General features: G+C 39.6%; 17 protein-coding genes. 4 read left to right on the forward strand and 13 right to left on the reverse strand.

Annotation, left to right across the window (positions count from 1 at the left end):
- Positions 1–129: 129 nt before the first annotated feature.
- Positions 130–1,116 (forward strand): GlxA family transcriptional regulator, encoded by a 987-nt coding sequence (locus ACQY77_RS08295; RefSeq protein ID WP_421938442.1) that lies wholly within the window; start codon positions 130–132, stop codon positions 1,114–1,116.
- A 212-nt stretch (positions 1,117–1,328) separates the two neighbouring features.
- On the opposite strand, the gene ACQY77_RS08300 is transcribed toward ACQY77_RS08295, so the two are convergent.
- Positions 1,329–1,718 (reverse strand): LiaF transmembrane domain-containing protein, encoded by a 390-nt coding sequence (locus ACQY77_RS08300; RefSeq protein ID WP_421938441.1) that lies wholly within the window; start codon positions 1,716–1,718, stop codon positions 1,329–1,331.
- A 170-nt stretch (positions 1,719–1,888) separates the two neighbouring features.
- The gene (rpiA, locus tag ACQY77_RS08305; protein WP_421938440.1) at positions 1,889–2,578 is read right to left on the reverse strand and encodes a ribose-5-phosphate isomerase RpiA; all 690 of its coding nucleotides are present in this window, start codon (positions 2,576–2,578) and stop codon (positions 1,889–1,891) included.
- Between the two features lie 67 nt (positions 2,579–2,645).
- On the opposite strand from rpiA, the gene ACQY77_RS08310 reads away from it, so the two are divergent.
- The 3 genes from ACQY77_RS08310 (at position 2,646) to ACQY77_RS08320 (ending at position 4,899) form a co-directional block, all read left to right on the forward strand.
- Positions 2,646–2,861, forward strand: coding sequence for a hypothetical protein (locus ACQY77_RS08310; protein WP_421938439.1), 216 nt, complete (start codon positions 2,646–2,648; stop codon positions 2,859–2,861).
- On the forward strand, positions 2,848–3,264 hold the full coding sequence (locus ACQY77_RS08315) for a putative toxin-antitoxin system toxin component, PIN family (RefSeq protein ID WP_421938438.1): 417 nt from the start codon (positions 2,848–2,850) through the stop codon (positions 3,262–3,264). Before ACQY77_RS08310 ends, ACQY77_RS08315 begins: the two co-directional genes overlap by 14 nt.
- Positions 3,265–3,543: 279 nt before the next feature.
- Positions 3,544–4,899 (forward strand): ATP-binding protein, encoded by a 1,356-nt coding sequence (locus ACQY77_RS08320; protein WP_421938437.1) that lies wholly within the window; start codon positions 3,544–3,546, stop codon positions 4,897–4,899.
- 273 nt (positions 4,900–5,172) lie between these two features.
- Here the strand turns inward: ACQY77_RS08320 and ACQY77_RS08325 are convergent, their stop codons facing one another.
- The 11 genes from ACQY77_RS08325 to ACQY77_RS08375 all read right to left on the reverse strand — a co-directional run bounded on the left by ACQY77_RS08325 (position 5,173) and on the right by ACQY77_RS08375 (position 24,530).
- Positions 5,173–7,518 (reverse strand): TonB-dependent receptor, encoded by a 2,346-nt coding sequence (locus tag ACQY77_RS08325; protein WP_421938436.1) that lies wholly within the window; start codon positions 7,516–7,518, stop codon positions 5,173–5,175.
- A gap of 70 nt (positions 7,519–7,588) precedes the next feature.
- Entirely contained in the window at positions 7,589–9,544 is a 1,956-nt protein-coding gene (locus tag ACQY77_RS08330; protein ID WP_421938435.1) for a c-type cytochrome, read from the reverse strand.
- 12 nt (positions 9,545–9,556) lie between these two features.
- The gene (locus ACQY77_RS08335; RefSeq protein ID WP_421938434.1) at positions 9,557–10,963 is read right to left on the reverse strand and encodes a 3-keto-disaccharide hydrolase; all 1,407 of its coding nucleotides are present in this window, start codon (positions 10,961–10,963) and stop codon (positions 9,557–9,559) included.
- Between the two features lie 231 nt (positions 10,964–11,194).
- Positions 11,195–13,483, reverse strand: coding sequence for a GH92 family glycosyl hydrolase (locus ACQY77_RS08340; RefSeq protein ID WP_421938433.1), 2,289 nt, complete (start codon positions 13,481–13,483; stop codon positions 11,195–11,197).
- A 38-nt stretch (positions 13,484–13,521) separates the two neighbouring features.
- A complete protein-coding gene (locus tag ACQY77_RS08345; RefSeq protein ID WP_421938432.1) occupies positions 13,522–14,193 on the reverse strand; it encodes a basic secretory protein-like protein in 672 nt (223 codons plus the stop codon).
- Positions 14,194–14,325: 132 nt separating this feature from the next.
- Positions 14,326–15,366 carry a basic secretory protein-like protein gene (locus ACQY77_RS08350; RefSeq protein WP_421938431.1) on the reverse strand — a complete coding sequence of 347 codons (1,041 nt, stop codon included), beginning with the start codon at positions 15,364–15,366 and terminating at the stop codon, positions 14,326–14,328.
- Between the two features lie 19 nt (positions 15,367–15,385).
- Entirely contained in the window at positions 15,386–16,279 is an 894-nt protein-coding gene (locus ACQY77_RS08355; RefSeq protein WP_421938430.1) for a DUF1735 domain-containing protein, read from the reverse strand.
- A gap of 21 nt (positions 16,280–16,300) precedes the next feature.
- The gene (locus ACQY77_RS08360) at positions 16,301–17,800 is read right to left on the reverse strand and encodes a SusD/RagB family nutrient-binding outer membrane lipoprotein (protein WP_421938429.1); all 1,500 of its coding nucleotides are present in this window, start codon (positions 17,798–17,800) and stop codon (positions 16,301–16,303) included.
- Positions 17,801–17,816: 16 nt separating this feature from the next.
- Complete coding sequence (locus ACQY77_RS08365) at positions 17,817–20,927, reverse strand: SusC/RagA family TonB-linked outer membrane protein (RefSeq protein ID WP_421938428.1); 3,111 nt, start codon at positions 20,925–20,927, stop codon at positions 17,817–17,819.
- A 397-nt stretch (positions 20,928–21,324) separates the two neighbouring features.
- Positions 21,325–22,212 carry an ROK family protein gene (locus ACQY77_RS08370; protein ID WP_421938427.1) on the reverse strand — a complete coding sequence of 296 codons (888 nt, stop codon included), beginning with the start codon at positions 22,210–22,212 and terminating at the stop codon, positions 21,325–21,327.
- A 50-nt stretch (positions 22,213–22,262) separates the two neighbouring features.
- Complete coding sequence (locus tag ACQY77_RS08375) at positions 22,263–24,530, reverse strand: GH92 family glycosyl hydrolase (protein ID WP_421938426.1); 2,268 nt, start codon at positions 24,528–24,530, stop codon at positions 22,263–22,265.
- Between the last annotated feature and the right edge of the window lie 188 nt (positions 24,531–24,718).

A 24,718-nucleotide genomic window follows, 5' to 3' on the forward strand; every position in this document is an offset into this window, starting at 1 on the left:
AACAAAATTACGGGGCAAGACCAAAATCTCCATTGTGTAGAAACGACAATTGCAGGGGTTGTTTACGACAAAGCACAACACTATATTTGTATAGATGGACTAACCCCATCCTAACCTTAATCTGTTCAGATGAAACATGTATCTATCTTGGTTCCCGAAACAGCGGTAATTGAAGCCATAGCTGATCCACGCTATCTTTTTACTGCAGTAAATGAATTTTTACAGGCAAGCGGTAAACTACCCTTGTTTAAAGTGGAGTTGGTGGGGATGACTAAAGAAATCAGATTGAATAACAATCTCTTTTCTGTTCATACAGATAAGCTTCTAGAAGATGTTGCCCATACCGATCTTATTTTTGTTCCGGCCATAAGCGGAAACATGGATTACGCCTTAGAAATGAATAAAGGCATGTTACCCTGGATTGTAAAACAACACGCAAAAGGCGCTGAAGTGGCTTCGCTTTGCATGGGGGCCTTTTTATTAGCATCTACTGGCTTGTTAAAGGGAAAAAAATGCTCTACGCACTGGCTCTTTGCAGCACAATTCAGGGCCTTGTTTCCAGATGTGGAACTGGTTGATGGAAGTATCATTACCGATGCCCAGGGAATCTATTCGAGCGGTGGCGCTAATTCTTACTGGAATCTGCTCTTATACCTGGTAGAAAAGTATACCGATCGGGACACCGCCATATTAGCCGCCAAATATTTTGCTATCGACATTGACCGGGAGAGCCAACTGGCCTTTATGATGTTTCAGGGACAAAAAGGGCACGAAGATGAGAAAATTAAACAAGCGCAGGAATTTATCGACCTCAACTATCAGGAAAAAATTACGGTAGATCAACTGGCAGATTTGCTTGCCCTGGGACGCAGAAGTTTTGAGAGGCGATTTAAACAGGCCACTAAAAATACTGTAGTCGAATACATCCAAAGGGTTAAAATTGAAGCTGCAAAGCGCAGTTTCGAGTCTAGCCGCAAAAATATTACAGAGGTTATGTTTGATGTAGGTTATACAGATACGAAATCTTTCAGGGATGTTTTTAAAAAAATTACCGGTTTAACACCCATTGAATACAGAAATAAATACCACAAAGAGGTTCCGGTGCTAATGGCATAATCCAATTGCCCTAAAAAAAATAAAAAAAAATTATAGCCAACACAATAAAGCCGAAAAATATCGTTTATATATACGAGAGCGTTAATTTAGATGACGGGGACACTGCTTAGGCGGGGTCTCCGTTTCTTTTTTTATAGGGTATTGCAAAAAGAAAAAGGGATACTTGTTCAAATAAAGCATCCCTTTTAATCTATGATGGGGTTAAGAATTTTCTATTTTTGAAACGACGCTGAGTCTGCAGCTTGTTTTTGTTCAAATGGAGGGAAATGATGTACCTTCTTTGGTTTAAGGATGAAATATAAGCCCCAGCCAATTAACAGCATCGGAACAGTGATCCTGGATAAATGAAAGTCGAATAATGAGATATCCCTCAAGGTGAAAATACCACCAATTATGACCATGGCTATCCAGCTTCCGCTTTTGAAATCGTTGCGATATCCAAACCACAAACCAATTGCTAACAGAATTGTGTGCCAGCTAAACAACCAATGTGGCAGATCAAAACCGCTGTTTCTTAATAAAAAGATTGAACCTATTGCAATGATTGCAATGCCTAAACCAAGTTGTTTATCTGTGTGGTGTTTTTTGATTAGATTTTCCATGACCGTTTGTTTTTATATTCAAATGTACCATGATTAGGAAAGCAGGAGAATGGCTTTTCCTTTAACAACTTTCAATTGTCGGTAAATGAAATAAAATGGTCGGTGAAAAAATTGACCTGTTTTATGGAGCAGATAAAATACCGGTGAAATTCCTTTTGATTGTGAAAAACCTAATCAAAAATGATAATGTGGCTTCCCTGGCTCATAATTACCTTTTGGGTGAGACCGATAAATAATCCGTGCGCCAATAAACCATCAATTTGGTTGAGGGCAATAGCCAATTGATCTGGAGCAGCAATCAGACCAAAATCTGCATCAATGATGTAATTGCCATTATCTGTGATAAAATTTTTATTACCAGCTTTTCTCAGTCTGGCTTTACCGCCAAGCGATTCGATCTGATCAAAAACATATTGATAAGCTAGAGGAATTACTTCTATTGGAACGGTAAAAGCACCCAGCTGTTTAACTTTTTTAGTGGTATCGGTTATGATGATGGAGTTCTTACTTAGTGAAGCGATAATTTTCTCCCTGAACAGGGCACCTCCTCCGCCTTTAATCAGGTTAAGGTCTTCAGTAAATTCATCTGCGCCATCAATGCTGATATCTAATGAACTTACCTGTCCAAGATCAACGATTTCTATTCCGTAAGATTGAGCAAGCTCGGCCGTGCGGATGGAGCTGGCAACGGCTTTAATCTTTAATCCTCCCTTTACCATTTCGCCAATTTCCCTGATGGCAAATGTAGCAGTAGACCCTGTACCCAACCCAACAAAATCTCTGTCTTTTATAAAAGCAACTGCTGCCCGGGCAGCAGCTAATTTTTCAGCATCTTGCTCATTTTTATCGATTGGCTTCATAAAGTAAATATAAATAAGATATTCATCTCATAAATAGAAAATTGATATGTTTTATGTAAATTTGGTTATGAACACAGTTAGAATAGATATCTTAAATCCAAAGGCTGCTAAGCTCTTAAAAGATTTAGCAGATTTAAAACTAATTGCAATTAAAGAGGATTCGGGAAGTAGCTTTGAAAAGCTTTTAGAAAAACTTCGGTCTAAAGCTGATTCAGCCCCTAGCCTTGATGAAATTAGTTCTGAGGTAGCGCTTGAGCGAAAAAAGCGCTATGAAAAAAGATAAAATAAGCGTAATTATTGATACGAATCTTTGGATTAGCTTTCTCATAACCAATGATTTCTCTAAACTTGATGAAGTTCTTTTTTCACGTAAAATTATTCTAATTTTTAGTGAAGAGCTCAGAGATGAATTTCTAGCTGTTGTTGGCAGACCAAAATTTAAGCGATACTTCTCTTCCAGCAATATTAAAAAAGTATTAAAAGTTATTGATGAATACGCTGAGATTGTATTGGTAAAATCTAACGAGGATGCTTGTAGAGATTTTAAAGATAATTTTTTATTATCGCTAGCTGTGGATGGGAAGGCTGATTATCTATTAACCGGAGACAATGATCTTTTAGCTTTAAATCCATTTAAGGATACCCATATAGTTACCTTCTCTGCTTTTCTTGAAAAAATTAAATAATCTTACCCCCTACACAATATTTCCTTTTTATCACGTTTATATATACGAGAGCGTTAATTTAGATGATGGGGATTCTGCAATAGTGGAATCCCCATTTCTTTTTTTCTCTGTCTGGAATTAAAGTTAAATCAATGGTTCTTCTCAACCTACTCAACTATATTTTTTGTATAAATCAGCACCAAACACCCCTGACTTTGTTACAAAAAAAAGGAAAAATACCCCTGACTTTGTTACAAAAATTGACGATATTTGGGTTGACTTTGTTACAAAACACGCCCTATGTCTTTTAAAAGAACTATAGAAGCTAATCTATTTCAATGGAAAGAAAGCTTGAAAAGAAAGCCGCTCATTATAAGGGGTGCTCGCCAGGTTGGAAAAACAACTTTGATTAAAAGTTTTTCTGAAAGCTATTCAAGAACGATCATGTTAAATCTTGAAAAACCCGCTCACCGACGCTATTTTGAAGATTTTGATGATGTTCAAAGTATTATTGAAGCTTTGTTTTTAGGCCATGGGATACCATCTTCAGAAATTAATAAAACATTACTTTTTATTGATGAAATTCAGGAAAGCCCAAAGGCCATACAGCTTCTGAGGTATTTTTATGAAGAAATTCCTGCACTTCATGTTATAAGTGCCGGTTCATTATTAGAATTTGTCCTCCAAAAAGTTGAAAGTTTTCCCGTTGGCAGAGTAGAGTTTTTATACCTCCACCCGCTGAATTTTGAAGAATATCTTCGTGCAAATAATAAAGCAGAACTCGTAAAATATCTATATCAGGTTCCCATTAAACCCGTTGCACATCAATTATTAATAGATGCATTTCATCGCTATTCCATTATTGGAGGCATGCCCGAAATTATCAAGATAGATCAGGAACAAAAAAATCTTTCAGATCTTCCTATGGTGTATGAAAGCATATGGGGGACGTATAAAAATGACGTGGAGAAATATACTTTGAATGATACTTCGAGGCGTATAATTAATCATATTATGAACACTGCGCATTTGTTTCTCGACAAACGCATAACATTTCAGGGATTTGGAAATTCTAACTATAAATCAAGGGAAGTTGGTGAAGCTTTTAGGATTTTAGATGATGCTAAAATAATTCGGTTGATTTATCCCTCCACAGATATTGAAGTGCCTATCATACCAGATTTAAAAAAGTCGCCCAGATTACAGTTTTTAGACACAGGATTGATTAACTATACACTGGGGATACAAGCCGAGATGCTGGCGCTGGATGATTTGAGTTCAGCCTACAAAGGAGCAGTAATACCTCACCTCTTTACACAAGAGATAATATCTTTAGGAAAAATTTCAGAACACAAACCTAATTTTTGGGTAAGAGATAAAAAACAATCAAGTGCAGAGGTTGATCTTTTATATCCTTATAAAAACTTAGTCATTCCAATTGAAATAAAATCTGGCAGTACTGGAAGTTTGAAGTCATTGCATCAGTTCGTTGATACAGTTTCACATCCCTATGCTATCCGGGTGTATGGTGGGCAGTTCAAATTAGAAAGATCAGTAACTCCAAATGGAAAACCTTATCTATTGCTTAACATACCGTATTATCTAGGGACACGTATTGCTGAATGTGTAACATGGTTGATTGATCAAACTTTATAATACCTATTAATTGTAGTCCCATTTACCGCTCGTAGCGTCAACCTAAGATCAAAAAACCGGTAACCAATCCTCAGAATGTACAAGTAACCAATCTGCTTGAAAATGAGTTGAATTGAAAAAACAATAGACCCATTGCTTCAGCATTCGACTCAGTTTCACTACATCACTTCCGTCGAAACAAGCTCTTATTCAAACCATTATACTAAAAAGGTAAAAGCCCTGGGGTTATTATCCAGGGCTTTCATTTATTCAAAAATTTTTCCTTCTATTTTTCTAAAATCTTCCTACCAAACTCAATCCGTAAGTTTTAGGATTTCCCAGGTGTGCTGCGCCAAAATCATAAGCATAATCTACATAGGTTTTGTTGCTCAGGTTTCTTCCCCAAAAAAACAAATCAAATGTTTTGGCTGAGAAACCTACTTTGGCATTGTAGACATTATAGCCTTTCTGCTGAATGTCATTGCTTAAATCGAAAAATTGATTTCCTGTAAATGCCCATTCGCCACGTGCGATAACATTTAGTTTATAACGTGTATCAATCTCGTAAGCATATTGCAAAGCCAGCATTGAAGTTACTTCCGGGGTATAAATCTGTTTGTTACCACTTAAATCAACCATGGCGCCGCCTTTTGAGAGGTTGAGCGATTGGTATTTTGCATCGGTATAACCAAAGTTATAATCTACATTCAGTCCCTTTAGGGGTCTTGCAGAAAGCTCTATATCAAAACCCTTGCTGCTAAGTTTTCCGGCATTACGCGTAGTGGTAACAGCATCGGGTAAAATTAAAATCGGAATCTGCGCATCTGTTACCTGAATATAGAAAGCGGCAACATTCACAATCAATCGTTGATCGAAGAAAGTATTTTTGCTTCCCAATTCTATGTTGTTACTGTATTCTGGCTTATAAGCATCCAATGGCTTTACGCTCGGATCAGAGGCCAATTGGGTAATTCCTCCTGCGCGATAACCGCGACTATAACTCGCATAAATTTGATTACCAGAGGCAAGCATATAACTTAAACTCAGTTTTGGAGAGATGGCATGAAAATTGGCTTTAGCAGAAGTATCGCTCCGGGTAACGATTGGATCCATTCCTGGAATCAGGTATTCTCCGGAGGCGCTTAGTTGTTTATACTCATAATCATATCGCAATCCGGCAGTTGCAGTCAACTGATCTGTTAACTGATAGGAAAGCTGACCAAATGCGGCTAAACCTGCGCCTTTACCTGAATTGATATTTACAGCAGTAGTAAATGGCTCTGCGCCCATGATAGCCCCATCAGCACCGAAATAAGTTCCTTGCTTAACCGGGTTCTTTTGGTAAAAACCATACAAACCGCCCAACCATTTTAATCTGGAAGTACTGGCAGCCGCTGAACTAAATTTGATTTCCTGCGTATACACTTCTACCTTATTCCAATCTTTACCATAATCGTTTACAATGGCTACCGCATCTAAAGGAGAGAAATCTCCATCAATAGGTTGTTTGTAATACCGGTAATTAGATTGATAAGCCGTTTGTGAGCTGAAGTTAAAATGCTCACCGGTATAATTGGCAGATAACGATGCATTGAATAAATTATCAACCATTTCAGTTGTGGCATTCTGACTTAGTTTAAAAGGATTTGCTAAGGCATCATCAACCGATCCAGCTAAAGGAAAAGTTCCGTTGTTCCTGTTCTCATTATGCTTAACATTTAGCGTTAATGAAAATTTAGATGAGGCCAGAAATTTCAAATAATAATTACCTAAAAAACCTTGAAGTTTATCAAAAGGAGCATTGTTAAACTGATTGGTATAAAAACCATTCTGCTTATTAAATAATCCCGCAGCACCGAAAAATAACTTGTCTTTAACTAAGGCCGTTCTAACACCTGCACTGTATCGCTGCTGCCCAAAGTTACCTACATCTACACCAGCAAAACCTGTAGTGGTATTACTGGGTTGTTTAGTAATGATGTTGATTACACCACCCATCGCATTTCGACCATATAGTGTTCCTTGCGGGCCACGGAGTACTTCAATACGTTCCACATCAAATAAGGAGGCAATGTAGGTATCGAGTCCAAACTGGTTTACTCCATCAATATAGGTAGCAATTGCCGGATCATAAGAGGTGGTACCAATACCCCTGATAGAGGTTACGTTTCTGCCATCGCCCGGATTACTGCTGTATAAATTGGGTACAATAGCCGATAAATCGCGGGTATTTACCAGTCGATAATCATTCACCTTTGCTGCTGATAATGCAGTAATACTTGCGGGGATCGACTGAACTTTTTCTTCTATTTTCTGGGCAGACACTGTAACCTCATCTAATTTCGAACTACTTTCTTGCAGTACAATCTCTATCGATTGGGTATTTACCGTTTTAACCGCAATGGCATAGCCCAATGCGGTAACTTTCAGACTAAGCTTTCCGGCAGGTACTCTTGCAAACTCAAATGTTCCATCGGCTTTGCTCACAACGCCTAAGTTGGTATTTAATACCTCTACAGATACCTGTCCCAGCGGTTCATGCTTACTATTTGTAATCCTTCCCGAAAGGGCATTTTGCTGTGCATTCGCTGCAAAGCAGGTTAGTAAAAATACGTTTACTAACAATAAAATTCTCATCATCTTCTTACAACTATATTCAAAAATAAAGCGGTCGGCGTTTCCACCAACCGCTTAAACAAACTAAACTAACTTATTTTAAGGTATTGATCCATGCGGCAATTTTGTAGGCTTCGGCCTTGGTAACCTGTGGCATTGGAGGCATCTCAGTTGAATATCCAGGCCAGTTTTGTGGCTGTGGATTATGGATTAACTTAAAAATCTTCTCTGCACTATAGTTTCTTTTAGCAATTTCTACAAAGGGAGGACCAATCTGTTTCTTGGTGGTATTGTGGCAAGCCAAACAGGTATTTTTGGTAAGTAAGCCCTCTACTTCTTTGTAGGTTGGCGCCTTAGCACTTACAGCAGTTGTTTTAGCTGGAATAGCTTTGGCATCTGCCTTTTTTCCGGTTGCTTTAGCCGGAACAGTTGCTTTCTTTGCAGGCGTTGGCGCCAAAGCTTCAGAATTCTTAGTGCTCACCTCATTCATAGCCAGTTTGGAGCCATCAGGAATCTGGTTTAAGGTATAATAAGCCACCGGATGAATTAATGAATAAAACCCGTCCTGCGACCTGATGCCATCTAAGGTTAGGGTATGAATATAATACTGACGCAGATTCTGAACGATAATTCTTGCTTTTAATCCGTCTGCTGAAACCTTAACACCTGCGATTTTCAATTTTTCGGTATTTACAGGAGGGGAACCATAAACCGGATGATATTTGTAAATAAAGCTCTCTGCATGGTAAGAAGCTAAATCCTCAGCAGATTTACGGTCAACAGGCATGGTGAATTCTACTTCAAAACCATCAGGCATAGCCTTAACCGTTTTCATTTCGAAAGGCATTTTGTTATTGTAAACCAGTCTTTCTAAACCTTCATTCGCATCACCAGCTGATCCCCAGCCGCGATTGGTTTCACCTACAAATAAGGATCCGTCAGTACCCCAGGCCATTCTTAATACGCCCGAACGAAAACCCTGGCGGAACATAAACGCTGCACCTTGTTCTTGTCCTTTTACCGTTTCTAAGAAAACCCTCGAGATGATGCTCATCCCCTGGTCGCCTACCAAAATTTGTCCGGCAAATGGACCAAATGTATTTTCAGGAATTTTGATTGGCTCTGAAGAAGAGATTCCCAAAATACCATAAGGTAACCAGGCTGATGGTAAACGCAGTTCAGGAAAATCCTTTTTCATTTCGAACAAGGTTTTGAAAGTTTCATTTACCCTGTTTTCTGGCTTTATATAACGTCCTTGCTCATTTTTGATCCGGCGTTCATCCATTTTAGAATAAAAGAAATCGGATTGCAGTTTTACAGGTGAATCAGATCTGCCTGTCCACCTTAAACTGGCAGGATGGCCCATAAAATCACCTCTGTTTACTTTCCAGATTCCTCCGGATCCTACCCAATCGCCCTGGTTTTCGGTAAAATAAAATTGACCATCAATGGATCCGATACCTGCAGGAGACCGAAAACCCGCTGCATAAGGCTTCATTTTACCATCTTCGGTAATGTTCATTGCCCAACCTCTCATCGGAACGCGGCTTTCAGCCCGCCACCATTCTTCATCTCCAAAGGCAACGTTTCCGGTAACCATAAATGTACCATCGGGCATTAACACCGGCCCAAAACTATACTCATGGTAATGTCCGCTTAAAGGCCAGGCATAAATGGTTTCATAAACGTCTGCCTTTCCATCCATATCTTTATCTACCAATTTGGTGAGTTCGCCACGTTGTGCTACGTAAATAGCACCATTTTTATAGGCTATGCCCAATATTTCGTGTAAGCCATAAGCAAACTTCTTAAAATAAGGGCGGGCGCTGGTTGGATTTTCAACAATATATACTTCTCCCCTACGGGTAGAAATACCTAAACTTCCATTAGGAAGGGTAACTAAACCACCCACCTCTAAAATGGGGCCTTCAGGAACCCTAACTTTATTTATTTTAAAGAAATCCTCTTCTTTCGGAGTTTCCTGAGCATTAAGTGCAGTAAAACTGAAACTCAATGCCAACATTGCAAGTGTTTTAAATGTATGTTTCATGATCAATCAGTTTTAAAATAATAAAGAATAACTCAACTTATTTCCAACAGGTGCAACCAATTGTTTTTGGCCATCAACAGATCTGATAACGGGTTTAGCTACTCCATCAGCCAGTTGAATATAGTATGACTTATCTCCGATGAGGTACATGCCTTTTCCTAAATCTTCGATGTTTTCGGCCTGAGCCAATAGAAAATATAGATCCGAAGTTCCTTTTTCGAGGATGATATCCCGAGTTAATCCTTTTCCATTTTCCATTATCTTAACTGCATCAGTCACCTTGTTTCCGTAGATTTCGTATTTGAACTCCGGACGTTCCTGGCTATCCATTACATAGCCCTTTGGTTTAAAACCTGTACCTGTGGTATCGGCAATCCAGGCACCCTGATTGTTGGTTAATTTAGAAATGGCTAAAACCGGTTTTTGGGTAAAGCGGGTTACGCTACCCAATGGACGCGATGTTCCGTTCCCACGGCCATCCCACATTGGCGTAGCATCAATGAAACCACCGTGCCAGCCATGTAATAATGTTCCGTTGTCTAAATCATAGCTAAAAGCTAATTTTTCTGGCCCACCTACCGAAATGGCATGTACAGAGCGTACCCCACGAACAACATCCACAAAACTGCGGATCATGGTATTGGCTGGTGCATCAATGTAAATTGGATCAGCTCCAGAACCCTGGTTTGCTTTGGGGATTTCTGTTAAAGGGGTAATCTGAATGTTTTTAAAAGCTACAGTTCCGTGGTCTCCCTGTAAGCGTAACGGCCCGGTTGCTTTCTCTGCTGAGGCCGCACCTCTGGTGGCACCGAAAAGTTCTACATTTTCATGGATGGTAACCCCATTTAATTCAATGCTTACAAATTTCGCATTCAAAATTTTATTCCCTGCAGCATCAAATTTGGGCGCCTGAAATATAATTTTAATGTGCTGCCACAAGCCAGGGGCCTTACTTACATTTTGACGCGGAGCAATTCCGCCGAAACCTTTTTCGCCTTCAGGCTTAGCATCGTCCCAACGTTCATAAATACCACCATTGTTTGCTGAAGTCGCATTTTTTAATCCCCAGGCATCATCAATCTGGATTTCATAATTGCCTTGCAGATAAATGCCCGAATTGGTTCCTTTCGCAGTCAGGTAATCTAACTCTACAGCAACATCGCCATATTCAGCTGCTGTATACAAATCGGCCCCGTGTTTTTTGGAAGTGGATTGGTTAAGCAGAATGCCTGTTCCTTTAAGGTTTTTAAGTGTACTTTCAGTATTAAGATCGGCAAAAACGTTCTCTACTATAGTCCAGGAAGCAGCTGGTGATTTAAAAGCAGAGAGATCGTTAAGCGCAATGCGCTGACCGAAAGACAAGAAGGTTGAACAAAGCAATAATGCTGTTCCTCCCGTCTTTAAGACGTTGATTTTCATATTTGGTTGGTTCTGGATCAGCCTTAGTTAGGGGCTAATAGTTTTTATTAAAAAGAGGCTGTATCATAATTTGATTATCATCCTAACTGGTCTTGATGTCATCCTGAGCCTGTCTGGTGTCATCCTGAGCCCGCCTGGTGTCATCCTGAGCCCGCCTGGTGTCATCCTGAGCCTGTCCCATGTCATCCTGAGCCTGTCGAAGGATAATTTTACAATACAGCCCCTATAATTTTATTTTTCTGTAGATAAAGAATAAGGGAAATCAGCAGGATTAGACCCTCTGGTTTTATTAGGTGTTGCACTCATGTTAAAGTTCAATACCGCACCTTTTTGAAGACCACTATGGCTAATCCAGTTTTTAGAATATGGTTTACCGTTCATTAATAAAGATTGAACATAACGGTTATTATCGCTGTTGGCAGCAGCATTAATGTTTACTGTTTTACCATTTTCTAATGTAATGGTTACCTTTTTAAACAAAGGAGCGCCCAATACATATTGATCTGTAGCTGGTGTTACCGGATAGAATCCCATTGCTGAAAATACATACCAGGCAGAAGTTTGTCCATTGTCCTCATCGCCGCAATAACCATCTGGCGTAGCTTTATACATGCGGTTCATGGTTTCTCTTACCCAATATTGCGTTTTGTAAGGTGCGCCACCATAATTGTATAAGTAAATCATGTGCTGAATAGGCTGGTTACCATGTGCATACTGTCCCATATTGGCAATCTGCATCTCCCTGATCTCATGGATTACACCATGATAAGCACTCTCATCAAATACCGGAGACATAGAGAAAACAGAATCTAACTTGGTGACAAATTTCTCATGGCCACCCATTAATTTAGCTAATCCGTCAACATCCTGGAAAACAGACCAGGTATAATGCCAGCTGTTACCTTCGGTAAAGGCACCACCCCATTTAAACGGACTGAACGGGCTTTGGAAAGTACCATCCTGATTTTTCCCACGCATCAGGCCTGAAGCCGGATCGAAGAGATTTTTATAATTCATCGATCTCTTTTTATAGATATCGATCTCTGAAGCAGGTTTACCCAATGCTCTTCCCAATTGATAAATGGTAAAGTCATCGTAAGAATATTCGAGTGTTTTAGCCGCATTTTCGTTCTTTTTCACATCGAACGGAACATAGCCCAATTCATTGTAATATTTTACACCATCACGGCCAACAGCTTCCATCGGGCCTTCGTTGTTGGCACCGTGTTTTAATGCTTCCCATAAGGTTTGAATATCATAACCTCTTAAGCCTTTAATATAGGCATCAGCTACTACAGAAGCAGAGTTATTGCCTACCATGATGTTGGCATATCCCGGGCTGCTCCATTCTGGTAACCATCCTCCTTCTTTATAATCGTTAATTAAGCCTTGTTGCATCTCTTTATTAATAGATGGATAAACGAGGTTTAAGAAAGGATATAATGCACGGAAAGTATCCCAGAAACCAGTTCCTGCGAACATGTAACCAGGCAATACCTGACCGTTGTATGGACTCCAGTGTACAATTTGGTTTTGTGCATCCACTTCATATAATTTGTTCGGAAAGAACAAAGTACGGTACAAACAAGAGTAGAAAGTACGGGTCTGATCGATAGTACCGCCCTCTACGGCAATGCGGCTTAAAGTTTTGTTCCAGATGGCTCTGCCTTTTGCCTTTGTAGCATCAAATCCATCGGTACCTACTTCTCTTTTCAGGTTTAATTCTGCTTGTTCAAAACTAATGAATGAAGAAGCTACCCTTGCAGTAACCTGCTCTCCTTTAGCTGTTTTGAAGCCAATAACAGCTCCTGTATGATCGCTTTCCAGCTCCAGTTCTTTTTCTTTAAGGTCTTTTCCGCTCCAGGTTTTCGCCAGCTGAAAATCTTTGTTGAAATAAATTACGAAATAGTTTTTGAAGTTTTTAGGGAGCGGGCCACGTGCATATTTGGTAGTATAACCGATGATCTTGCGTTCAGCGGGAATAATTTTTATGTAAGATCCTTTATTTTGCGCATCTACAACAACATAAGAACTATCTGTTTTAGGGAAAGTAAATCTAAATTGTGCTGCTCTTTCTGTTGGGGTAATTTCTGTAGTTACATCTGCATCAGCTAAATAAACACTGTAATAGTAGGGCTTTGAAACCTCTGCTTTATGGCTAAACCAACTTGCGCGTTCGTCATCCGTAAACTTTAATTTACCGGTAACAGGCATAATAGCAAATGCGCCATAATCATTCATCCAGGGAGAAGGCTGATGGGTTTGTTTAAAGCCGCGGATTTTATCAGCATCGTAAACGTAGGCCCATCCGTCGCCCATCTTACCTGTTTGCGGTGTCCACATGTTCATCCCCCAAGGTAATCCAACTGCCGGATAAGTATTTCCATTAGATAAGCTAGGCTTAGATTGCGTGCCCATTAAAGGATTGATCCAATCAACAGGATCCGTAACCTTACCCACGGTTTGGGCAAAGCTGGTCGAGGCAGCCAAGCTCAAAAAGGCGATAAAAAGTTTTTTCATTTTAATGTGTTTCAGTTTATGTGTTTTTTGGGATTAATTTAAATGTTGGGTTGCTGAACATAATCTGCCCAAAGTCCATCCAGATCCTTACCTGTTAGTTTTGCCCAGATATCTTTAGTGTATGTATGTTCTCTTAATGACTCATCAACCGCTTTGATTGTTCCTGCTTTTACGTTTTTTTCTATCCAGGCGAAAAAACGTGCGGTAATGCGGTAACTGTTTTTATAAGAATGTTCGGGTTTCAATGCCGGGAGACTCCATTTGGCACCTTCATTATCCACGCCAAATTTATATCTGGCATAATCAGCAATTCCTTCTGTTAACCATCCTGGCCCAACACTTCTGCCATAATCCTGAACAATATGCATCACCTCATGGGTTACCACATCAATATCTTCAGGATGCTTTTCCATCCATAGGGAACTATAGGTTACCTTTCCGTTAGCCGTTGCCGCCACCCCTTTATACGCGGTATCCACAAAAAAGGTTACGCTTTTATCGGTACCCGGATTATATTCTTTAGCAAGCTTAGGGTAGACTTCAAAAAAAGTTTTGATTAAGCGCTTTTTCAACTTCGGATCTAAAGCAGCAAAATTGCTTTCGAAAGTTAATGTGTAACCATTTTTTTTGATCTTTTCCTGCGCGGCAGCAGGTTTAGACTGAATTAAGGCAAGCAAGGCCAAAATAGAGAGGAAAAATATTTTTTTCATGATTGTTTGTTTTCCGGCTTTGGTTAGGTTATTCTTTTGCAAAATAAAAATAATTATGTAAAACGTTTTAGTAAATCGGATATTTTTTTCATAACATTTTTGTTTTATGCCCAATAAAGCACTCATAGCCAATTATTTGCTGCTATATTTCAGTTCAACTACTGGATTTTTACTGTAGTCATCCCACAGCTGATCGATGGTTTTTCCGGTTAGGCTTACCCATGATTGTTCGGTATACTGATGTGCCCTCAACTGACGGTCTAAATTAGCGATAAGTCCGGGTTTTACCTGCGCTTCTAACCAGGCGAAAAACCTCGCTGTGATGCGGTAACTATTTTTATAGCTCTGCTTTTCGTTGTAAGCGGGCAAGCTCCATTTAGACCCAATATTGTCCACGCCATATTTATAGCGCACATGATCTGCAATTCCCTCAGTTAACCAAACGGGCCCGGCGCTGTAGCCATATCCCTGCACAATGTGCATGGTTTCATGGGTAACTACATCTATATCTGTAGGATGTGCCTTCAGATAACCCGCGCTGAAAAGAATTCTGTTTCCACTGGCTTCTGCAACAGCTTTATAAGCCGTATCTACTACGAAAAGTACATCGTGTGTAGATTTATCGTTAAAGGTTTTTACCAGGGTAGGATAAATTTCAAAATAAGTATCGATCAGCTTTTTTCTCAACGCCGGGTCCAGATTGGGATCCTTACTGATAAAAGTTAAGGAATATCCTTTCTTTTTATCTACACTATAAGTATTCCAGTTCTTCTTAAATGCCTCGAAAAGTGCCTTTTCTATATTCTTTTGAGATTTATTTTCGGCCCATTTTTTATTCACCAGAATCTCGCCTGCTTTACCGGCGACATCGGGAACTTCATTTGTAAATGCTAAAGTTACATGCCTTTTGGTTCTGTAACCATCTGCCTGCGCAAATGTTGGATAAACTTTAAAAAAGGCAGCTTTAAGCTTGCCATTCATTTCAACATGCGAAGCGCTATCGGGATCGTTGATGGTAATCTGATAAGATCGTTGCGCAAATCCACTGATTGAAAGTGTTAATAGCGCCAGTAATGTGGTTTGTTTAATCATTTTATATCTGGTTTTTAGTTTTAAAACAATTTCCCGGATAAGGAAATAGCGCATGCTAAAAATAACATGCGCTAAATACATTATGCAGAAAGGATTATCATTAAGGTCTCAATCCGGTATAAGTTAAGGTATCAGTTGCCGACCTCGTTGCCGGACTTGTACCCCATTTAAATGAAAGGTAGAAAGTTTTGGTTGCCGGATCGTACCTGTTATCATAAGCTGGATCGTTTTGTAAGGTAGCATTGCTAGCACTCGTCATGGTTACTTTGTTGGTAGTTGGGTTAACATTGATTTTTAAACCGTCTATCCCCGCAACACCACCACCGTTAGACCAAACCTGACTAAAATCCAGTGCATTTGCACCATTGGTAACCAGGTCTTTGCTTAGTCCTGAGAAATTGCCGGTTAAAACAGGATCACCTTCTCTAAATACATAGCCCTTGAAACTGTATACGCCATCATATTTATTTCTTACTGCAACCTTAATCACTACCGAAGCAAAGTTCTTGCTGATTACCTCTCCGGAAGCATCGGTAATGGTTACAGGGAGACCATAGGTAATATCCGGGCTGAGTAAATTACTGACAAATTTCACCGGAACCTGAACCCTTCTTTGTCCTGCAGGAATAGTGATTGTAGAAGGCAAAGAGAAAGCCGTTGATGGCACAATGGTTACCTTAGCATCTGCATGGGCTGCATTATAATTGTCAATCATTGCCGGATTAACGGCCAGTGTAACTTTAATATCTGTTGTTTTAGTAGTGGAGGCTGCGTAATTGATATAAAATACATAATCACTTGCAGCATCTTTCTGAACCAGCGAAGTGGACAGGGAGTTCACGCTTCCATCGCCCATTGGCGAACCTACCGGAATTTCTACCACTGGTGTAGTACTTGAAAAATCAGGCTGTTCATTTTTATTTTTCAGGCAAGAAGTTAAAACCGTTACGCTTAGCATAAAGGCTACTCCTTTCAGTATATTTTCTTTTTTCATCTTTTTCGAATTTCAGTTTAACTATTGTACATCCCAGAAAATCCTGGTCGTAAATTGGTTAATAGTACCTTGTGCAATCACATTTGAGGCATTGGTATTATACTCGCGTTGTGGATAAAGCATCCTTACCGGAATTTTTCTGGTGGTTACTGTAGAAGCGATAGAAATTGGCATATCTGCAGGGAGTTCCAAACGTCTGTAGTCTGTCCAGGGCTCAATGTCATTTGTACCATTCATTGCTGCCCATTTTTGCTTAATAATTAATGCTATTTTATTGGCATTGGCATCCCAATTGGCTACCGTTTGATCGGTAAGATAGGTATCCGCTTCAGCTTCAGTTAATCCTAAATAAATGAAATTGGCTTTAACTGCGGCTTCATAATAAGCCCTTGCATCACCTGCAATCCACCCTCTTTGTGCAGCCTCTGCCTGAATGAACAAACTCTCGAAATCAGTCATAATAGGCTGATCCTGATCAAAAGATTTCAACACGCCTTTTCCGATACTCGAAACCGTTGCAATGGTTTGATCGAAATTTACTTCCTGCCCCCATACTAAACTCACATAAGTACTCCCTGCGCCATCATTAATCGTATTGTAAAATTTATCTAACCTCGGATCATTGTTATTTCTTAAAAAATCCATACCGTAGGTACTGGCCAACATGTAGCCATGGCTTGCAGTACGGGTTCCATCTACTCCATAGCCATATACTGCCCAGAAAGGATTCTGTTTTCCAGTGGTATTTAGGTATCCAGGATTGTTAAAAATACCTTCATCAGTTTCGATGTAGCCGAATCCGTTTGCAGTAATTTTTGCGATTTCCGCTTTGATGTAAGCTTCTCTCCCCGGCATTTCAGACTGACGAAGTAAAATTCTCAATTTCAGTGTATTGGCAAACTTACCCCATTTTTGAAGATCACCTTTCGCATAAATATCAGCAATAGCATCTGCAGGAGCCACTGTTGCTGTTTTAAACAAGTTAGTAGCCGTATCTAGTTGTTTTACTAAATCTTCATAAATATCCTGCGCCTTGTCATATTTAGGATTCAGGAAGTTTACAGATTGATTGGCCTGAGTGTAGGGAACGTTACCATAAAAATCTACCAGATATTGATAGTCCCAGGCCTTCATGGTTTTGGCTACCCCCACAAAAAAGGTTTGACCAGAAGCTTTACTCTGTTTTTCCAAATAAGCATAATCCGTTAAATTATCATAAACGTTTGCCCAAAGCGTTGTTGATCCGCTCCAGTTAGTGGTAAAGTTATACGACCTTTCTTCATACCATCCGGAAACACCTCCCGGCGTCATCCAATAGTTCATCCATAGGGCAGCAAAACTATAGAAGATTGAGCTACCTGTAGTGGCCGCAGCTGTATTGTTTAATGCCCCGGTTAAAATTAAGGCGGGTTTAACCGCTGTTGCATTGTTCGGATTATCATTGATATCCAAATATCCTTTCTTACAAGCACCCAGTGTTAACACCAATGCTGCAAGCATATATATCAGTTTCTTTTTCATGTCTTTCCTTTAATGATTAAAAGCCAATGGTTGCTGTAAATCCGTAAATACGGGTTGGAGGCGTTTGGTTCAGGTTGTTCACTCCCTGTGCGTTACCGGTACCCACGTTGATCTCAGGATCGGTGTAAATGTTATCGCTAGGCCTGAACATGAACAGGTTTCTACCTACTAATGCAATGCTCGCATTCTTAATAAATTTGGCATGTGCACCTAACCACTGAGAAGGAACCTGGTAAGCCAGGGATAGTTCTCTGATTTTCCAGAATGCCGCACTTGAAACGTAGTTGGATGCTGTATTTGTTCTGATTCCATCCGACCAGAAAGAGCCGTTCCCTTGTATTGTAGTTACATTCGTGTTAGGAACATATACACCTGGTGAAGTTTGAATAACAGAGTTTGGATAGATAAAACGTTCACGTCCTGCCTGTGCAGAAGTATAACTGATACCTGAAAAATCTAAGGTACTGGCCATACCACTATAGAAAACATTCCCACTGCGATATTCGGCTACACCAGATAAGGTGAAGTTTTTAAAGGTAAAACTGGTGTTTACACCTAAAATATGACTTGGATTGGTTTGTCCGAAATCCTTATTAATTGGATTTGAAATTGGCAAACCCGTATTCGCATCCACCACCACACGTCCTTCAGGATCGGTTTGATAAGTACTTACCTGCAAAGTTGGAAAACTTTGTCCCAATACAACATAGTTATTATCACCAAGTCCGATTTGAGATAAATTACCATACAATCCCAGTACTTTATTGGTATTATAAGAATAGTTAACACCTACATTCCACCTAAACCCATTAGACAGGCCGATAACAGGTGCTGCATTTAAGCTAAACTCAAAACCTTTATTTTCAGACTCACCCGTGTTAATTACCGCACTGGTGAATCCTGTAGTTGCAGATAAATCAATACCGTTTAAAATTTGTTGGTCTTTGGTATTCTGTAAATACACAGAGGTTTCGAGGGTAATTCTGTTATTTAAAAATCCGATATCAAAGCCAAGCTCTTTCGAGATGGTAGTTTCAGGCCTTAAATTCGGATCATAAACCTGATTATCAAGCGTATAACCAGCAGTATTTCCATAAGGAAAACCTCCGGCAGGATTAATAATGGAAATCAGTTTATAAGGGTCTACCTGAACTGCTGACACCTTTGAAATACCTCCACGCAGTTTTAAATTGCTGATTACTTTGCTTTCTTTTAATGCTGGGATGACATCTGTAAGTGTTGCAGCTACATCTACTGCAGGATAAAAGAAAACACGGTTATCTTTTCCCAATCTGGAATCCCATTCATTTCTTCCCGAAATGTGAACGGTAAGAAAATCATTGTAAGTGGCCGTTAAATCACCAAATACCGCCAACTGGCGAGAGTTTCGCTCCAGTTCAGATCCAACAATCTCTCCGGTACGGTTACTTAAATTGAAGAGATTATCTACAACCAGGTTATTGCCTTGCGCAGACATGTATTTATAGTTTTTCTGTATTACCTGTGCCCCTCCAATTAAAGTAAACTTAAATTGATTGAAGGTTTTGGTAGCTGTAGCTAAAAAATCTCCGGTGTATCTACTTTCGAATTCATTGTAATCGCGAACAGAAGATCTGTTGTATTGAGTTGCTGCAACGCCTTTACCAGAATCGTGGGCAAAATCAGAATAGGTGTAAGCATAATTGGAATCTTTACCTTGCGAATTTTTCGTGCTTAAACCACCCCGTGCCATTAAACTTAACCAATCAAATGGTTTATAGGTTAAAGAAAGGTTACCCAACAAATCATCCCTGCGCTCTTTGTTTCTGTATTGTTTTAATCCAAAATAAGGGCTGATATAGTAATCGTTATAGAAATCATTTGGATTGCCATATTTAGAATCCAGGTCGCTATATTCTGTTAGCGGAATATTACCCGGGGTATTGATTACATTGTTATATACCTGATTGGTACTCTTATCATAGTTTCTTTGCGTGTAGTTGAATGAATAATCAGCCAGGAACTTGCCAATCTTTCTTGTACCGTTAATGCGGATAGCAGTTCTGTTAGATTTATCGCCCGGCACATAACCTTTGCTGTTTACCCTTTGTGCATTAATATAAGTTGTACCGTTTTCATTTCCGCCAGAATAAGAAATATCATTCTGCTCATCAATACCGGTTTCAAAAAAACTTTCCTTTTCTCCATCTTTATAAGTGTAAGGAACCATTTGGTAAGTACCGTCCTGAAGAATGCGGCCTACCGGGCGTAAGCTACCATCAAAACGATCGCCAAAAGTTTGATTTTCGAATGGCGTATACTGCCCAAATCCAAAGTCATCCTGTGTAGTTCCACCACCAAATTCGGTTTGCATTTTAGGAAAGTATGATAAACGGTTCATTAAAGTAGAGTTGGTGTAAGTAACAGAACCACCATCGGCAGAACCTCTTTTTGTACTTACTATCATTACCCCGTTAGAAGCATCAGAACCATAAAGTGCAGCCGCGTTTGCACCCTTCAAAATATTCACGCTTTCTATATCATTCGGATTGATCGAATTTAACTGATTAAGCGGAACAATAACTCCATCGAGTACCAAAAGCGCCTGGTTGTTTCCGGTAAATGAGCGGTTACCACGAAGCACCACCCTTACCTGATCTCCGGCATCAATCTGGTTGTTGGCCTGAGAGATCTGTAAACCTGCAACTTTACCCGATAAACCGGTAGCTAAGTTGGTTGGTCTGCTGGAAGTTAAAGCTTTTCCGGTTACCTGTTGTGTGGCATAACCAATTTCCTTTGGCTTACGTTTGATTCCCAAAGCAGTTGTTACGGTTACTTCACTCAGGGTTTGCGCATCTGTTATCAACTTAATATTGATCAGAGCCTGGTTACCAACTGGAACATCCTGAGTAATGAAACCAATATAAGATAATTGAAGAACATCATTTGGAGCGGCGCTAATTGTGAATTTTCCATCAGCCCCGGTTACTGTTGCTTTTTTAGTGCCTTTAATCAACACACTTACCCCGGGGATTGGTAGCCCGTCATTGTCGGCAATCACTTTTCCCGTTATGTTCTTACTCTGTGCATTAGAAACGCTAAGCCCCCAATACAAGAACATGAACAAACTAAGTACTAGTTTTTTCATAGTTTTTAAATAGTTGTTAGTTAATAATGAATTATAGGTTAATAAAACGCTTAGTTCAGGCCAAAAAAAAACTGCTACCCGTTAGAGAAGCAGAATTTAAGCAATAAAAGATTTGGCTGACTAAATCGTTTTAGTCTCCAATTATAGAGATTAAAATAGAATTAAAAAAGTAACATCGCTATTACAGGCCGTAACAGCCATAAATTCAGGGAAAAACACCAGAAAAAACCACCTAAAAAATTAAAATCCGATGAAATATTCAGCTATCTCATCGGATTTTACACTACTATTTAGAAAGATTATAAAAAAATAGCTAAAAGATCTTATCTTTTTTACCACTTAAATTACCTAAAAGAGCTCTTTTCTTAAAATAATACTTATGTGCTAATTTTTTATATTAATGTTCGGCTTGCTGGATGAATGTATCGTTACAGCTGGCTGCACCAATGAGTGCTGCATGTTCCTTTAGCTCTGATATCTTGATCTGTGTGTCAATATCATTTCCCCGTAATGTAGCCACCAGCTCAGGTGCAAACGCATCAAACGACTGGGCAATATTTCCTCCGATAATTACAGTATCGATTTTATTTTCTCTGATAATCGGAATGAGGAATTGTGCAAGATTATTTCCAAACTCCATAAAAACACGGGTAGCTAAATGATCGGTTTCAATTAAGGCTACCAGTTCCTTTACGCCGTCCAATACTGTTCCACTTAACTGTTTATATCGTTTTACAAACCATCTGGTAGATAAATAATCCTCTGCAATTCCATCAAGAAAAGGTGAATTCCACAAATCTGCATCCTCAGCTTTATGGTTAATGCAAATAGAGGAGCCTAAACCAGTACCCAGGGTTAAACCCAGTACATGGGCATTTCCTTTAGCGGCACCAGCAAATACTTCTCCTTGTAAAAAGCCGGCGGCATCGTTTATAAACTGAATATTTTCGGCCGGAATTTCCAACCGCTTAGCCAACTCCACTTTAACGTTAAATTGATAAAGTGATTTAAATTTATCCTGGTCTTTAATGAGTGAAATCCCCTGCTCATAATCAAATGGTCCAGGCATCGCAATGCCCACATAACGGGAGCCACTTTTAATATTTCCAAAGGCATCAGCAATAATATCGCACCATGCGGCTAAAATAACTTCTTTACTCTCCTGTGAATTCACAGGGCTACGCTTAATGGAATCCCTAACTAAAGTTCTTGTACTTAAATCTACCAAAGCGGCCGTAATGTGCGAACCACCTATATCAACACCTAATGCAACAGGCTTTTCCATTCTTTATCTATTTTCTTATGATCTATTTTTTGGGTATAAACCCCTATTATTTACTTACTTAAAGAAAAAGGTTTATCTTCTTCCTTCAGCCCCCTGTTTAAAGCTGGCTTACTGTCCATCTCCAACTTCAACTCTCCTCCATTTATCAAATCACTGTGTTTAAGGTAGTTTTTGGTAAACACCTTCCCATTCAGTTTGGCAGATTTGATGTAAACATTGCTGTTGTTGTTGGCAGGCGCATTAATGACGAATTTTTTTCCATTTTCCAGGTTGATGGTGATTTTCTTAAATGCCGGACTACCCAGCACATATTCCCCGGTTCCGGGTGTAACACTGTAAAAGCCCAGTGCGCTCAATACATACCATGACGAAGTTTGTCCCTGGTCTTCATCTCCCGGATAACCGTTCTCAGTTGCATCATATAACTTCCTCATTACTTCGCGGGCATGAAATTGCGATTTCCAGGGTTGGTTGGCATAATTGTAGAGATAAACCATGTGTTGAATAGGCTGGTTTCCATGTGCATATTGCCCCATGTTGGCCATTACCATTTCAGTCATTTCATGAATCATCCCTCCATAACTACCTACATTCACTTTATTGGGTTCTGAAAAAACGGAGTCCAGTTTCGCTACAAAATTTTTATTCCCCCCCATGAGGTTAATCAATCCTTTGGTATCCTGAAATACCGACCATTGCCAGTGCCAGGCATTACCTTCAGTAAATGGTCCGCCCCACTCCGTTGGATCAAAATTTGGTGCCCAAGCCCCAGAACCATCCTTTCCGCGCATGAAGCGTGTACCTGGATCGTAAACATTTTTATAATTGTACATGGGTTTGGCAAAAACATCCATATAATGCTGATCACCAGTCATTTTTGCCAAAGCATAACCGCAATAATCATCATAGGCATATTCAAGGGTTTTAGCCGTAGCTTCCCTGTATTTTGGATAAGAAACATAGCCCAGGCTGTTGTAATCTTTAACACCATCCCGACCATTTGCGGGGCCCCATGGCCCTTTATTCATGGCTTCATGGTAATAAGCATCCAGGGCTTTTTTCGCGTCAAATGTTTTAATTCCTTTTGCCCAGGCATCGGTAAGTAAAGAAATGGCATGATTGCCAATCATACTTCCGGCTTCGCTTGGAAAAGACCAGGAAGGCAGCCAGCCACATTGATCGTAAGCATCAAGCAAGGCCTGCACATAACGGCCCTGCATTTCTGGCTGAACAAGTGTATTTAAAGGAAACTGAGCTCTGAAGGTATCCCAAAAACCAGTGTCGGTAAACATATAGCCCTGGTGTACCTTTCCATCGTATGGACTAAAATAATAGGGATTTCCCTTTGCATCCAATTCATAAAATTTCCTTGAGAAAAGGCTTGCCCTGAAAAAGCAAGAGTAAAAAGTCTCCATATCTGCTTTAGACCCTCCCTCTACTTCTATTTTTCCTAAAGATTTATTCCATACCGCAGCTGCTTTAGCTTTGGTTTGTTCAAGCGTTTGATCAGCACCAAGCTCAGTTTTAAGGTTCAGTTCAGCCTGTTCTAAACTAATATAAGAAGATGCAGTTTTAACCTGTACTACCTCTCCCGGATTGAATTCAATAAACGCTCCTTTACCTAAACCTTCGGCAATTACAGAATCTGCATTAACCGTATTTTTTCTGTTCTCCCAGGTACCAAAAGACCTGATCGGCTTATCAAATTTTAATACAAAATAACTCTTCCAGCCTTTTTTAAATCCTTCCCCATTATTTACATAACCGGTTATTTTATTCTCTTTCGGATAAATGTGTACCCCACTCATACGAGTATAGCCATCTAAAACTAAAAAACTTCTTTTTTGCTTTGGATAAGAAAAACGTAAATGTGCGCCACGCTCTGAAGGCGAAATTTCGGTAGTAACCTGGTTATTAAATTTGACTTTGTAGTAATTGGGTTTGGCAATTTCATTCTCGTGGCTAAATTGAGCTTCACGTTTATGCTCATCAACTACCAGCTCATCGATCATTGGCATCAGTGAAAACACCGCGTAATCTCTGGTCCAGGAGCTGCACTGGTGTGCTTGTTGAAATCCTCTTATTTTATCTTTAAAATACTGGTATTTCCATCCATCTCCATTTCTACCGGTTTGAGGTGTCCAGGTGTGCATTCCAAAGGGTAAAGCAGTTGTAGGGTAAGTATTTCCGCGGGTAAGCTCATGTTTAGAATTTGTTCCCTGAAGCGTATTTACATAGTTTACCCAATCTTTCTGCTGTGCCCAGGAGCTTGAAGAAGCCAGGCAGAATGCCAGGGAGATGATGCGTTTAAGTTTCATTTGTGTGTTGAAATATCTTGCTCACTGATGTAACCTATTCATCAGTGAACCTTTCGGTGTATTAAAATGCTCGTTTTTTATTATTTGTGGCAAACTGCCCATAATTCTATTGGTCTAAACCATAAGAATTAATTTTCAAATCATCTTTAACTAGAACTGAAGGAGGATAGGAAAGCATTTGTTGTTGG

Source organism: Pedobacter sp. (genome assembly GCF_965279535.1).
Classification (GTDB): Bacteria; Bacteroidota; Bacteroidia; order Sphingobacteriales; family Sphingobacteriaceae; genus Pedobacter.

What these genes read in the sequence shown, in the direction of transcription:
- ACQY77_RS08320 (WP_421938437.1), top strand. Translation starts at nt 3,544, where the DNA reads ATGTCTTTTAAAAGAACTATAGAAGCTAATCTATTTCAATGGAAAGAA.
- ACQY77_RS08345 (WP_421938432.1), bottom strand. Translation starts at nt 14,193, where the DNA reads ATGAAAAAAATATTTTTCCTCTCTATTTTGGCCTTGCTTGCCTTAATT.
- ACQY77_RS08330 (WP_421938435.1), bottom strand. Translation starts at nt 9,544, where the DNA reads ATGAAACATACATTTAAAACACTTGCAATGTTGGCATTGAGTTTCAGT.
- ACQY77_RS08310 (WP_421938439.1), top strand. Translation starts at nt 2,646, where the DNA reads ATGAACACAGTTAGAATAGATATCTTAAATCCAAAGGCTGCTAAGCTC.
- ACQY77_RS08350 (WP_421938431.1), bottom strand. Translation starts at nt 15,366, where the DNA reads ATGTATTTAGCGCATGTTATTTTTAGCATGCGCTATTTCCTTATCCGG.
- ACQY77_RS08375 (WP_421938426.1), bottom strand. Translation starts at nt 24,530, where the DNA reads ATGAAACTTAAACGCATCATCTCCCTGGCATTCTGCCTGGCTTCTTCA.
- ACQY77_RS08370 (WP_421938427.1), bottom strand. Translation starts at nt 22,212, where the DNA reads ATGGAAAAGCCTGTTGCATTAGGTGTTGATATAGGTGGTTCGCACATT.
- ACQY77_RS08360 (WP_421938429.1), bottom strand. Translation starts at nt 17,800, where the DNA reads ATGAAAAAGAAACTGATATATATGCTTGCAGCATTGGTGTTAACACTG.
- ACQY77_RS08340 (WP_421938433.1), bottom strand. Translation starts at nt 13,483, where the DNA reads ATGAAAAAACTTTTTATCGCCTTTTTGAGCTTGGCTGCCTCGACCAGC.
- ACQY77_RS08325 (WP_421938436.1), bottom strand. Translation starts at nt 7,518, where the DNA reads ATGATGAGAATTTTATTGTTAGTAAACGTATTTTTACTAACCTGCTTT.
- ACQY77_RS08335 (WP_421938434.1), bottom strand. Translation starts at nt 10,963, where the DNA reads ATGAAAATCAACGTCTTAAAGACGGGAGGAACAGCATTATTGCTTTGT.
- rpiA (WP_421938440.1), bottom strand. Translation starts at nt 2,578, where the DNA reads ATGAAGCCAATCGATAAAAATGAGCAAGATGCTGAAAAATTAGCTGCT.
- ACQY77_RS08300 (WP_421938441.1), bottom strand. Translation starts at nt 1,718, where the DNA reads ATGGAAAATCTAATCAAAAAACACCACACAGATAAACAACTTGGTTTA.
- ACQY77_RS08295 (WP_421938442.1), top strand. Translation starts at nt 130, where the DNA reads ATGAAACATGTATCTATCTTGGTTCCCGAAACAGCGGTAATTGAAGCC.
- ACQY77_RS08355 (WP_421938430.1), bottom strand. Translation starts at nt 16,279, where the DNA reads ATGAAAAAAGAAAATATACTGAAAGGAGTAGCCTTTATGCTAAGCGTA.
- ACQY77_RS08365 (WP_421938428.1), bottom strand. Translation starts at nt 20,927, where the DNA reads ATGAAAAAACTAGTACTTAGTTTGTTCATGTTCTTGTATTGGGGGCTT.
- ACQY77_RS08315 (WP_421938438.1), top strand. Translation starts at nt 2,848, where the DNA reads ATGAAAAAAGATAAAATAAGCGTAATTATTGATACGAATCTTTGGATT.